This window comes from Sphingobium xenophagum (assembly GCF_031457465.1).
Lineage (GTDB): Bacteria > Pseudomonadota > Alphaproteobacteria > Sphingomonadales > Sphingomonadaceae > Sphingobium > Sphingobium xenophagum_A.
In genome coordinates, this window is the sequence record NZ_JAVDWV010000002.1 from 233,811 (window position 1) to 246,178 (window position 12,368).

11 protein-coding genes and 1 tRNA gene are annotated in these 12,368 nt (G+C 58.6%); 5 read left to right on the forward strand and 7 right to left on the reverse strand.

Annotated elements, in window-relative coordinates:
* Positions 1-21 precede the first annotated feature (21 nt).
* The 4 genes from J2W40_RS02755 to J2W40_RS02770 are packed head-to-tail and all read right to left on the reverse strand — an operon-like array spanning position 22 to position 2,386.
* Positions 22-495 carry a DUF1178 family protein gene (locus J2W40_RS02755; RefSeq protein WP_310221857.1) on the reverse strand — a complete coding sequence of 158 codons (474 nt, stop codon included), beginning with the start codon at positions 493-495 and terminating at the stop codon, positions 22-24.
* Complete coding sequence (locus J2W40_RS02760) at positions 492-1,322, reverse strand: carbon-nitrogen hydrolase family protein (protein ID WP_310221859.1); 831 nt, start codon at positions 1,320-1,322, stop codon at positions 492-494. Before J2W40_RS02760 ends, J2W40_RS02755 begins: the two co-directional genes overlap by 4 nt.
* Positions 1,323-1,328: 6 nt before the next feature.
* Positions 1,329-1,586 carry a glutaredoxin 3 gene (gene grxC / locus J2W40_RS02765; RefSeq protein WP_310221861.1) on the reverse strand — a complete coding sequence of 86 codons (258 nt, stop codon included), beginning with the start codon at positions 1,584-1,586 and terminating at the stop codon, positions 1,329-1,331.
* A 50-nt stretch (positions 1,587-1,636) separates the two neighbouring features.
* Positions 1,637-2,386, reverse strand: coding sequence for a double zinc ribbon domain-containing protein (locus J2W40_RS02770; protein WP_310221961.1), 750 nt, complete (start codon positions 2,384-2,386; stop codon positions 1,637-1,639).
* A gap of 40 nt (positions 2,387-2,426) precedes the next feature.
* Between J2W40_RS02770 and J2W40_RS02775 the strand changes: the two genes are divergently transcribed.
* The 5 genes from J2W40_RS02775 to J2W40_RS02795 all read left to right on the forward strand — a co-directional run bounded on the left by J2W40_RS02775 (position 2,427) and on the right by J2W40_RS02795 (position 8,103).
* Positions 2,427-3,275, forward strand: coding sequence for a class I SAM-dependent methyltransferase (locus J2W40_RS02775; protein WP_310221863.1), 849 nt, complete (start codon positions 2,427-2,429; stop codon positions 3,273-3,275).
* Positions 3,276-3,349: 74 nt separating this feature from the next.
* Positions 3,350-4,048 carry a hypothetical protein gene (locus J2W40_RS02780; protein WP_310221865.1) on the forward strand — a complete coding sequence of 233 codons (699 nt, stop codon included), beginning with the start codon at positions 3,350-3,352 and terminating at the stop codon, positions 4,046-4,048.
* A gap of 411 nt (positions 4,049-4,459) precedes the next feature.
* On the forward strand, positions 4,460-5,530 hold the full coding sequence (gene rfbB / locus J2W40_RS02785) for a dTDP-glucose 4,6-dehydratase (RefSeq protein ID WP_310221868.1): 1,071 nt from the start codon (positions 4,460-4,462) through the stop codon (positions 5,528-5,530).
* A 64-nt stretch (positions 5,531-5,594) separates the two neighbouring features.
* Entirely contained in the window at positions 5,595-7,910 is a 2,316-nt protein-coding gene (locus tag J2W40_RS02790) for a glycosyltransferase (protein ID WP_310221870.1), read from the forward strand.
* A gap of 119 nt (positions 7,911-8,029) precedes the next feature.
* A tRNA-Gln gene (locus J2W40_RS02795) sits at positions 8,030-8,103 on the forward strand.
* 121 nt (positions 8,104-8,224) lie between these two features.
* Here J2W40_RS02795 and J2W40_RS02800 read toward each other — a convergent pair.
* From J2W40_RS02800 to J2W40_RS02810, 3 genes are read right to left on the reverse strand one after another with little or no spacing between them, the layout of a single operon-like run.
* Complete coding sequence (locus J2W40_RS02800) at positions 8,225-9,508, reverse strand: capsule biosynthesis protein (RefSeq protein ID WP_310221872.1); 1,284 nt, start codon at positions 9,506-9,508, stop codon at positions 8,225-8,227.
* Positions 9,501-11,012, reverse strand: coding sequence for a capsular polysaccharide export protein, LipB/KpsS family (locus tag J2W40_RS02805; protein WP_310221962.1), 1,512 nt, complete (start codon positions 11,010-11,012; stop codon positions 9,501-9,503). The genes J2W40_RS02800 and J2W40_RS02805 overlap by 8 nt, the downstream gene beginning before the upstream one ends.
* Positions 11,013-11,068: 56 nt before the next feature.
* The gene (locus J2W40_RS02810) at positions 11,069-12,364 is read right to left on the reverse strand and encodes a glycosyltransferase family 4 protein (RefSeq protein WP_310221874.1); all 1,296 of its coding nucleotides are present in this window, start codon (positions 12,362-12,364) and stop codon (positions 11,069-11,071) included.
* Between the last annotated feature and the right edge of the window lie 4 nt (positions 12,365-12,368).

Sequence of the window (12,368 nt, forward strand, 5' to 3'; positions counted from 1 at the left end):
TATTCTGCGCGAACGGCGCGGTCAATTCTTCGCTTCGGGCGGAATGACCGGGAAGGGCAGCGGCGCAACTTCCACCCCTTCGGCGATTAGCGCCTTGGCCTCTTGTGGCGCAACTTCGCCATGTATGCTCGCACGGTCCTGCTCGCCATAATGCATCGCGCGGGCCTGTTCGGCAAAGCCGCGCCCGACCCAGGTCGATCCCTCCAACGCCTTGCTCTGCGCCTGCGCCAGTGCATCGACCAGCGCCCGCATCTTGGCCTCGTCACCACCGTTGGCTGCAACCGGGGTCGTGGTTTCAGGGCGCGGTGCGACGGCGCGGCTGTTGCTCTTTGCAGCTATGGCTGGAGCCATCACGGCCTTCATCACACGAGCATCACCGCAAAGCGGACAAATGATCAGGCCCCGCGCCTGCTGATCGGCATAATCGTCACTCGAACCAAACCAGGCTTCGAACACATGGCCCTGCCCTTCACATTTCAGGTCGAATATGATCATGTCAGCTTCACCTGCGCCGGGATCGGGCGGCGGTTGGCAATCGCAGGTACACGCGCGCGTACAGCCTCGATCCGCGACAGGTCGAGATCGACGATCGCCAGCCCCGCCGTCTTACCCATGTCGAGCAGCACGTCGCCCCATGGATCGACCACCAGACTATGACCATAGGTGGTCCGTCCGTCCTCATGGGCACCGACCTGTGCCGTCGCAATCATGAAACAGCCCGCCTCAATCGCGCGGGCGCGCAGCAATATATGCCAATGCGCCTGTCCCGTCGGCACCGTGAAGGCTGCCGGTGCCAGCAGGATTGTCGCCCCCTGGTCGGTCAGCGCGCGGTAGAGATCGGGGAAACGCATGTCATAGCAGATCGACAGGCCCAACCGGCCCCAGGGCGTATCGACCGCAACGGCTTGCTCGCCCGGCCCATAGACGGACGATTCGCGCCAGCTTTCCCCCGTAGCCAAATCGACGTCGAACAAATGGATTTTGTCGTAGGTGGCACGGATGGTACCTGTATCGTCGATCAGGAAACTGCGATTGGCCCAGCGCCCGTCCGCCCGCTCATCCTTGAGCGGTAACGAGCCGATATGCACCCAAAGCCCTTCACGCGCCGCAGCCTCCCGCACCGCCGCGAGCACGACATCGTCGGCCTGGCACCGCAAGGTCGTCGCCGCCCGCGCCCGGTCGCGATCCAGATAGCCCGCCATTTCGGGCGTGAAGAGCATGTCAGCCCCTTCACCCTTGGCGCGTGTCATCATCGCAACGATCGCAGCGGCATTGGCGGCGGGATCAATCCCGCTGGTCATCTGAAACAGCGCGGCTCGCATTATATGTTAGAGACCCAACAGAGCGTCGAGTTTGCCCTGACGGTTGAGCGCCGCCATGTCGTCGCTCCCGCCGATATGCGCGCCGTCGATGAAGATTTGCGGCACGGTCATCCTGCCATTGCTGCGCGCCAGCATCTCCTCGCGCTTGGGGCCGCCCATGCTGATATCATATTCCTCGAACGTCACGCCCTTGTCGCGGAACAACGCCTTGGCGCGCGCGCAATAGCCGCAAAATGCCTTGGTATAGATTTCGACCTTCGCCATGTGCCTGTCATACTCCTTAGCGTCCGAAATTGGACGTGCGCCTCGCTTTGTCAATCCGCAGCGTCACGCGGCAAGGCTCGTGCCCAGCATAGCAGGCGCACATGGCTGGCCCCGCCACGATGCAGAACCTGCGCGCAAGCTCCTGCCGTGGCCCCGCTTGTATGAACATCATCAATCAACAACACCCGACGCCCCTTCACCCCATGCCCGTTCGCCAACGCAAAGGCACCGCGCACCGTCTTCGCCCGCGCTGCCGGGTTCATCCCCCGCAAGGGCTGGGTCCGACGGATGCGCAGCAATATATGTTTCTCTACCGGCAAGCCGGTCAGCCGGCCCAGATGATCGGCGATCAGCGCCGACTGGTTGAAGCCCCGTCCCCATAATCGCCAGCGATGCAGCGGCACCGGCACGATCACTGGCGGGTCATCGCCATAATCGGGCACATGGCGCAGCATCTGCCGCGCGATCAACCGCGCCAAACCGATGCGCCGCCCATATTTGAGCCGCAAGGCGACAGTGCGCGCAACATCGCCATAAGCCATCACCGCCCGCGCACTGTCAAAGGGCGGCGGATCGGCAAGGCATTTTGCGCACTCTGCCCCCTGCCCCATGTCATATGCAAAGGGGAGACCGCAGCGCGCGCAACAGGGTTCGCCCAATAACTCCATCCCGCCCCAGCAATTGAGGCAGAAAGCAAAATCCTCCTGCACGATCGTGCCGCAAGACGGACAGCGTGGCGGCAGTGCATAATCGACCAGAGGGCGGGCCATAGCCTTGAGAAGTGGCAAGACAGACATCATCTGCTTGTCCCCGCTTGCCGCCCAATGCACAAGGCCCGCCATGACTGCTCCCGACATCTTCGACCGATCCCGCCGTGCCCAGGGCCGCGACCGCATGATCGCCCGCTTTGCCGATCATGATTTTCTCTATCGCGCCATGTTGGACGAATTGCTCGATCGGCTGGCCGACGTGCAACGCGATCTGCCCGAAGCGCTGGTGATCGGCTGCCCGGATGGTAGCGCCAAGGCGGCGCTGGAAGCGATGGGCAAGCGCGTCGCCTGCGTCGATCCCGGCTTCCTCGCCGCGCAGGGTGCAGGCGGCGTGCATGGCGACGAGGATGCCCTGCCCTTTGCCGATGATAGTTTCGACCTCATCATCGCCTGCGGCACGCTCGACAGCGTCAACGACCTGCCCGGCGCACTCATCCTGATGCGGCGCATCCTGCGGCCCGACGGATTGATGCTCGCTGCCTTCACCGGCGCGGGTAGTTTGCCCCGGCTCAAGGCCGCGTTGCTGGCAGGCGAAGGCGACCGCCCTGGCCAGCACATTCACCCACAGGTCGACGTGCGCGCGTCTGGCGATCTGCTCAGCCGCGCAGGCTTTGCCATGCCTGTAGCGGATGGCGAGACGATCAGCGTGCGTTATGGCGATGTGGTCCGCCTCATGCACGATCTGCGCGGGATGGGCGCGGGCAACAGCCTGACAGAGGGCGCGCCGATGCTGACGCGCGAAACGTTAATGCGCGCGGCTGCTCATTTCGCCGAGGCGGCAGACCCGGACGGGCGAACAGCGGAACAGATGGCTATCATTTATCTGTCCGGTTGGAAGCCTGACCCCAGCCAGGCACCGCCCGCCCGGCGCGGCAGCGCCACTGTCTCTCTCGCCGCTGCGCTCAAAGGCCCAAGCTGAATATGCCAGCAATCCAGCCTGTTTCCTGATTTTTACGGTCGACAGCCTGACCAATGCCCGGCATCAGGAGCGCGATGCAACCGCCAGAGACTGATCCGCCGAGCCCGCTCGACGCCGCTCACGATGAAATCGAAACAGCACCAGCCTCTTTTGACATAAGGGAGATGGAGAGCCGCCTGGCAAAGCTCGAACAAATGATGGCGGATAGCTTGGGCCGGCTAGATCAGCTTCAGCATCTTGTTGAACTATCCTTCATGGAAGCCTATGCCCAACGGCGCGAGAACGTCACGCCAAGGGAAGGCAAAACCCGTTGGTCGGAAGCCGGATTTCCCATCATCCCGCGCAACATGCCCATATTTTTTGGCACGCTGCACAGCAATGACGCCGTCGATGTCGACGATATGCTGATCAGAGGGTGGTATGCGCGTGAGGACTGGGGCGTTTGGGGCAGAGAATCTGTTCAACAAGTCCGGTTTGCAATGGAAGATTATCGAGGCGGCTACGCCACCGTCCATCTCGCTTTGCAATGTTTCCTGCCCCCAGAAATAGTCCAGCAAAATGTCGATATCCTCGCCAATGGTTATTTCCTTGGGAATTTCGACCTTCGTGGCGAAAAACAGATAGTCAGCCTGCGCTTGCCGGCGTCCTGCGTTGGGGACGGCAACATTTTGCTGCAGATTCAACATGAATCGCCCGTTTCGCCGGCCTCTGCAGGTGTCAGTTCCGACACGCGCATATTGGGCGTCGGACTTGTTTCACTGGACGCGGGCTGAGAGTTGTTAAGCGATCGAATATTATTGGTGCTGTGACCCACTATGGCACACCGCTCAACAAACTCCGGCCTGGCAAGATGGGATGGTAAAATCATTCCACGCCATCAAAACAATCATTCTATCGTTCCTGACATATCCCCGCATAGCGCGAATTGTCATCGTTATTCGCCCGGCTACTAACGGTTCACGTTGCAATGGTACGGAGTTCCGCCATCAAATCGTAATAAAATTTCATTTTCAATCGGACAGCGCATGCACGGATGCTGAAAAAGGCAGCGTTCTGATTGCAGTGCAGCACATTTTACGGCTACTAGCGAAGGGGGTCTGAGGAATCATAAAACTTGTGTGCTTTGAACAGGCACTTTCGACTTTTTCCTCAGAGCGGAATTATGAGGGAGCGAGACACGCGGCATGGCCAATCTGATTGTCACCGGAGGAGCGGGTTTTATCGGCGCGAATTTCGTTCGTCACTGGCGTAAGGTGTCGCCCGACGACGGCATCGTGGTACTTGATGCACTGACCTATGCAGGTAACCCAGCCAATATCAGTGACGTGCCCGATGTTGAACTGGTCGTCGGCGATATTTGTGATACAGATCTTGTCTCCCGCCTGATGGCTGACCATGATATCGACACAATCGTCCATTTCGCGGCTGAAAGTCATGTCGATCGCTCCATCACGGGGCCCGACGCCTTTGTGACAACTAACGTCATCGGCACACACAGCCTGTTGAAGGCCGCCAAGACAGCCTGGCTTGACCAGGGAACGGGCCGCCCGCATCGCTTTCACCATGTTTCGACCGATGAAGTTTACGGGACGCTGGAACTGGATGATCCAGCCTTCAGTGAAACGACTCCTTATGCGCCTAATTCGCCCTATTCCGCGTCAAAGGCCGGCTCGGATCATTTGGTTCGGGCCTATCATCACACCTATGGGCTGGAAACGACGACCAGTAATTGTTCTAACAATTATGGCCCCTATCAATTCCCTGAAAAACTGATTCCACTTTTTACCATCAACGCGCTGTCAGGCAAAAATCTGCCGATCTATGGCGATGGTATGAATATTCGCGATTGGCTGCATGTTGAAGATCATTGCATCGGTATCGAACTGATCCTGCGCAAGGGCCGGATCGGCGAAACCTATAATGTCGGCGGCGGCCAGGAATTGCCGAATATTGAGGTGATCCGCGAGATATGCCGCGGCGTCGATGCCGCTTTCGAGCGCAATCCGGGTCTGGCCACAATGTTCCCCGATGCCCCCGCCGCGCACGGTGGCTCCTCGATCGACCTCATGACCTATGTGCAGGATCGCAAGGGCCATGACCGTCGCTATGCCATTGATGAAACCAAGATTCGCAGTGAACTGGGCTACGCCCCGTCGCGCGATTTTCCGCAAGGTTTTGCGGACACTCTTAACTGGTTCCTGGACAATCAAGACTGGTGGCGCCCCCTCATGAACCGAGCTGCGTTAGGCGGTTAATAAAGCCGATATTTATTTCTGATCGCCCCTCCGGGCCGAGTGAGCCAATCGCCAAGGATTATTGATGAAACTCAACCTCATCATCCCCGTTTATCGGAATGTCGAACTGGTAAAAACCTGCCTCGAATCGATCAGCGCGAATATAGAAGAAATTCGGGCCTATAATCCCAAGATTATCGTTATCAACGACTCCCCGGATGATGATGATGTCGATCAATATCTGTCCGATCGGCACACTGCAGGTTTGATAGATCTGTATATTCGCAACGAATCCAATCTCGGTTTCGTTCAGAGCGTCAATAAAGGCTTGGCGATCAGTCGAAGAAACGGTGCAGGCGCTCTGCTGATCAACAGCGATACCATCACCTATAAAAATACATTGGCCGAATGTATCGCGGTCATGTTGTCGGACCCGCAAATCGGATTTGTATGTCCGCGCTCCAATAATGCAGCCATCGCGACATTCCCACAGGCACCCAATAATCTGTCGGGTATCGCCACCACGCCGGAAATTTGTCACATCAGTTGGGAATCCGTCTACCGATATCTGCCTCGCTATACCTTTTCACCAACGGCTGTTGGCTTCTACATGCTCATTTCACCCCAGGTCATAGCCAATTTTGGCTATCTGGATGAAGAATTTGGGACCGGATATGAAGAAGAAAATGATCTGGTAATGCGTGCCGGCAAGGTCGGTTATCGTGCAGCATTGGCCAATCATGCCTATGCCTATCACGCTGGATCAGCATCTTTCATGCTGCATGAAATGGACCTCCAAGGGCAACAGCAGTCTAATCTGCAAAAGATGATCACTCGTCATCCAGAATTTCTGCCCCTTGTTCAGGAATTTGAGCGATCACCAGAATATAGGGCCATGACCCAGATTAAAAATCTGGTGCCTACTGCGGAAGGCAAGCTTAAAGTAGCGCTTAATCTCTTGACCATGGGCCGTCATCACAATGGCACGAATGAACTGATCAATAATTTCCTGCGCTGGTGCGATACCCGTGAATTTGATGAATTTGAGATTCACGCTATTTGTGACAAATCTGTCGCTGAATTTCACGGCATTGACAGACTTGAACGTGTCAAACTCCGAACGGAAATATCGCCCATCTATGCGGTAGCCATTTTCTTCGGCCAGCCTTTTGATTTGCAACATATCAACGTGATGGAGCATCTTGCTCCTGTGAATGTTTACGGCATGCTGGACGTCATCGCGCTGGATTGTAGTCATTTACGCCATAACTCCCATGTCGAATCAATGTGGTCCCATGTTGCGCGTAATGCCAGCGGCCTCTTCTTCATCAGCCAGTTTGCCGAAGATACTTTCAGCCATCGGTTCCAGCGAAAAGATCGTTCGGCAAAATATACGCAGCTTTTGCCCACCAGTCTGCAATCCTATGCCGCCCGCTATGAAGGCGTGACAGCAGGTCGAGAGCATGTGCTTGTGATGGGCAATCATTTTGCGCACAAGGCAGCCGGGATCACTGGAAAAATAATTGCTGATGCGATTCCGAGCGTCTCCGTCATTGCCATGGGTGACGGTAGCGAAGCCACGCTACGCAATCTAAGACAGCTTCAGGCGGGCGTCCTGCCCGATCAAGAAATGAATGAAATATTTTCTTTCAGCAGCGTAGTCATTCTTCCCTCCTATTATGAGGGGTTTGGCCTATCGCTCATGCACGCTCTTGCGTTGGGCAAACCCATCGTTGCCCGTGATATTCCTGCCACCCGTGAAATTCTTGCGACATTTTCATCGGTCGAAGGTGTATATCTGTATGTGCGGGACAGCGACTTGCCTGAACTGGTCCGTCAAGCCGTGGCATTTGGCCATTCATCCGCCATTGAACGCGCACCCCGCACTTGGGATGACTGGTCGCAAGGCCTGTTCCACTTCGCTACCGGATTGACCGCTCAGCCTGACCTTTATGATCGACTGATGGACCGCATTGAAGATGGAGATATGTTGCGGCTCCGCCACGCGGTAGAAGATGGGGCATCGCAACCGACCGCGCCGACCACATTTCCAGCTTCCGATAACGTAGGTACGGTCGCAGCACGAAAAAATTCGCATGGGGCGTCAGACGCAACCCGGCTTTCTCCGAGCGTGACAATCGACGTTGCCGCCATTCTCGCTCTGGAAAATGAAGCATTTATCGAAACATTTTACCAGCATGCACTTGGTCGCCGGGCTGACCCGGCAGGCCTTACACACCATCTTGCGCTGCTCAGCAGCGGCGTATCAAAGACCGACATGCTCCGTTCGATTCTCGAATCCCCGGAATTCAAAGAGCGGCGCGCGAATATTACCGTGATCGGCGGCGAACTGCTGAAGCGCAATCGCAAGCGTCGTCGATTGCTGCCAGCGCGTCATTGACGGGATCGGGCTGACGCCGCCGCTAACCCTCCCGGCAAAAAACCCTTTTCTGACCCTTGACCGAATGAAAAACCCCGCCTATTTGCGGCTTCCCAAGCGGGGCTGAGCACCGCTTTTGATGCCCGATCGTCTAAAGGTAAGACAACGGACTCTGACTCCGTCAATCAAGGTTCGAATCCTTGTCGGGCATCCATTTCAACATCGTCCCGCTACATATATGCTCCTCTTCAAAGCGCTGAGCAGGACGCCAAAACTGACCTCTGGTAACGCATCCCAGGAAGGGGCACGAAGCCCCCCAATGGGGTGCATCAACGTCAGGCAGCGTCGCCGTGCACGATCTTTATCTGCCGCTGACGGCGCCGAGCCGGGCGCGGGAGGGTGAGGACTTCGGAGGGGTCCTTTTCCAACCGTTCGACCGCATTGGCAACGAGCAATTCCAGCCCCTCCTCGCTCAACAAACCACCACGGATCAGGCAGCGGTCGATCAACACCCGGCGGAAGGCCGAATAGAGCGTCAGATCAGGCTGACGCGGCGCGGCCCAAAAATCGTCCAGGCTGCTGTGGTGGACGACACCCGGCACCTTATACACCGCATGGCCCAGCACTACGACAGGCTTGCCGCTGTTAAGCGCTAGCGTACCGACCGTACTGTTGACGGTCACCACGCCAAGCGACTTGCTCACCACCTCGGCAATATCCCAGTCCGGCAGATAGAATACCCGATCGGCTATCCCATAATGTGCGGCAATCCGATGGGTCAGCCGCCGCCAGGCAACAAGGCCTGGGTCAAGCGGATGACGTTTTACCAGGAGGGAAACCCCTTCCGGTGCATGTTGCGCAAAGCTCTTGATGACGAAGCGCAAAGCCGCACGCATATTGCCAAAGGGCGAATGGACCCGAATTTGATAGTCGGAATTAAGCTGGAGCGGGAGCGTGAAATAGGGCTTGTCCTTGACCGCCTCCCAAACCGCCAGAGACCGATGCGTTTCGCTTTGCCGCGTCAGAAGTTTGTAGCACCACGCCACCGATTCGAGCAAAAAGCTGTGCGGGCGATGCGTCTTATAATAAGGGAAATAGGGCCGCATCAACGCCGATGCCAAGCCGTTGCGCATCGTGTTGCGCGCGCGCGCCTGAAAGGTCGATGGTACGGGTGGCAGATCGCCCATATAGGGGGGCAGCCGCTCGGCTTCCGCCAGATACCATTGCGGATCGAGCGGCAAGGTGGAGTTGCCGTTCACCCCATCATCCTGCAACGTCAGAAAATCAGGGCGGATATAGCCTTCTTCCATGACATGCACTCGCAAGCCCCGCAACCGGGCCATCCCATGGGCGGAGGCATGATAGGGGCGGCAATCGCCATAGAGAATAAGGTCGGTGACGCCATGATTGACGACGAAATCGTCGAAAAACAACGGCCAATTGCGGAAGGTGCCGCGATAGTCCGCCGCTTCTCCCGGCCAATCAATCTTGTCGCCGCCGTTGATGTTGATCCGCAGCGCATGATGCCCGCGTGCCCGCAGGGCGTCCGCCAGCATCGCAAAATAGGGGCCATGCGGCCCTTGCAGAAACAGGAAGGTCTTGGTTGGCACGTCAGCCATGAAGATACTCAGCCGTCAAAGTCATAAAACGTCGCAACTTCCCCTGCAATGAACGCAATCCGACAAGCCATGTCGTCGGTGGCACTGCGCCACTTGCCAAACGATCCGTCATAACTTCGGGTCCGCACGGCAACCCGGTTACCGGATCCAAATAGCGTGGATAGAGAATGAGAGCGGCGGCGACAAGTTCGTCCAGCAACAATTGCCGTCCCCGACGCGCAACGGGTGGCGCGAGATCGCGCGTAAGACCCCAGCCCGCATAAAAGGGCATGCCGTGCACCGTGACTCTGCACCCCCGCATCAAAGCCTCAAAACCTGTCAGCGACGAAAGCACATGCAAGTCATCCACCGCCTGGACCAAGGCCATGAGCGGCGAACCGCTGTCGATGGCGTCGGCGTAGTTCAGCACCGCAGCATCGGCCAGATGTCCCTTGCGATGGCCCGCCTGCACATCGGGATGGGGGCGATAGATGATCCAGGCATCCGCCTCGGCGCGCCGCACCCGCGCCAGAAAGTCCAGATTACCCGTAATGCCACCCCCGCCAAGTTGGACAGAAAGGTCGTCATCGACCTGTCCAATGGCCAGCACGGTCCGTCGACCGGCAGGCAGGTCCACCAGCGTCCCCCCACTCTGTCCATATTTGGTCACGCCGCTGGCACAGATGCGCGCGCGCAGACGAGCGGCGCGCTCAACCAGAGCCGGAGAGAAATCATGCGTCGCCAGCAATGTCTCCAGGTCATTGGCCGCGAGCGCGTTGTAATAAATGCCGCTACGGTCCACGACGATAGACCCTGGCGGGTGCAATGCCGCCCCCAGCCCGCGTGAACGCAAAAAACCATCTTCCACCCGCACCAGGGCAACGCCCTGCACCTGCGCTTCCCCCAACAGAGTCGAAGGCACCCGCGATGGCCAGATCGCCAACGCACCCTGTCCATAGCGGGCGCGGCGCAAACCGCGCCGGGCGGAAAGGAAAGGCGGCGCGCGCCGTCCGTCCCAGAGGAACTGACGGATGGCTTCCCGCTTCCAGAATGCCATGCCGCTGGCTGCCGCGATCCCCCTATTGCCGTCCAGATGCCGTCGCCAATCCGCGAGCTGCGCGATGGCCTGTATCGCATCGGTCGGCGCGCCATTAAAGCAGTCACGGTAGCGGGCGGCGGCAATCCGGCGCTTGAGCGCCACGCGGAGCAGCGCCGGGTCAATCCGTGCGCCATCCGGTCCGATCACAGGCACGTTCAGCAGGCCGGCGACCAGGGCCAATTCATCGTCAATGCCGGCTTTGACGCTTTCCGCCTGCGCCGCCACTGTCCAGGGATCATTGTCCCCCGCCCAGAAAGCGCCTCCGACCTGCGCATCACGAATCTGCTCCAGCAGCGCGTCGGCAACATCTTCCCCAGGCTCCGCCATCGCTTCGCTAATCGCAGCGACCGAGGGTGCGACCCCTGGAAAGGGCGGCGACCGCAAAAATGGCAGCGGAGCGAGGGGCCGAGCCGAAGCGGCATCCATCATGTCGGATTGCGATAGCGTCACCAATTCACCCATGGGCGGCGGCATGGTCCAGGTCAATAAACAGACTCTGTTACTTCTTCCAACAGCCCCGTTATCACGTCAAAATAGTCGCGCCAGGTTGGGGCCCGCCATTGTGCGATGCGCATATGCTGCGCCGCGCGTTCGGGGGAATTTTCAGCAACATAGGCGCGGATCATTTGCATCCAGCCCAGTCCATCGAGTGGATCAAGATAATCGGGCGCATCGCCGCCGACTTCGCGGTGGGCAATGATATCGCTGCAAATTACCGGCACGCCCGCGGCCAACGCTTCTACCACCGGCATGCCAAAGCCTTCGATGAACGACGGCATCAGCATCGCGCGCGCATGTGTCAGCAGCGCCTGCATCCGATTGTCGGAAACCTCGCCCGCCTCGATCACATGACCGCGCAGCACTTCGCCGCGCTCCAGCATGTCGATGACATTCTCATTCTCCCAGCCGCGCCGCCCGATCAGAACCAGCATGGGGGCCTCGTCACCCAAAGTCTCGATCAGTCGCCGCCAGATGTTGAGCAACAGAAGATGATTTTTGCGCGGCTCGATGGTGGAGATGTAAACAAAATAAGGCCGGTCGGGCACATCCTCTTTCGGTGTCCCGAAAATATCCGGCGCATCGGCACCGAAATGGGCGACGCGGATCGCCCGTCCAGCCAAGCCACGCTGCAAATGCGGGGCCAGCGCGTCGATTGTCGCCTGACTGTTACCGATGATCCCATGCGCAAAGGCATCAATCGACCGCACCCGCCGCAGATGCTCCTTCGCGCCCTGCGGCCTGGCGAACTCAGGGTGGCTGAGCGGTATCACGTCATGCACCAGGGTCACGAATTTCGCGCCTTCGGCCCGCAGGATCGCACCAACCTGCGCTGGATCATCCAGATGATGCGGCGACACCTGCAAATAGATGCGTGGCCGGGTCGCGCGTGGTACGGGGCGCGGGCGCGTGGCAAACATATGGCGGATCGCCGCCGCCTTGCCTTCCCCCGCATCATATTGGCCGGGGTTACGCCATTTGGCCGCCGTCGACGCCAGAAACTGGCGTACGGCGGCAGTGTTCAGTCGCCCATAATAGCCGCCTGCGGGGTGGACGGCGGCGAAGGATAGCCGATCGGGCATCCGCTCCAGCAATTCACGCGCATAGACATACTCGACCCGGTCGATGCCGGTGGGCGCTGCATGAAAGGAGCGTGAGAGCAGTCGCGACAGATCAAGAATGATCTCGCTATCGCCCGCCCCGCCCGCAAGGCTGGGGCTGGCGCGCTTCGTCCGTAACGCGAGCCGCGCGCCGGGGGCATTGAAGGGCCGCAGCACCATCTCA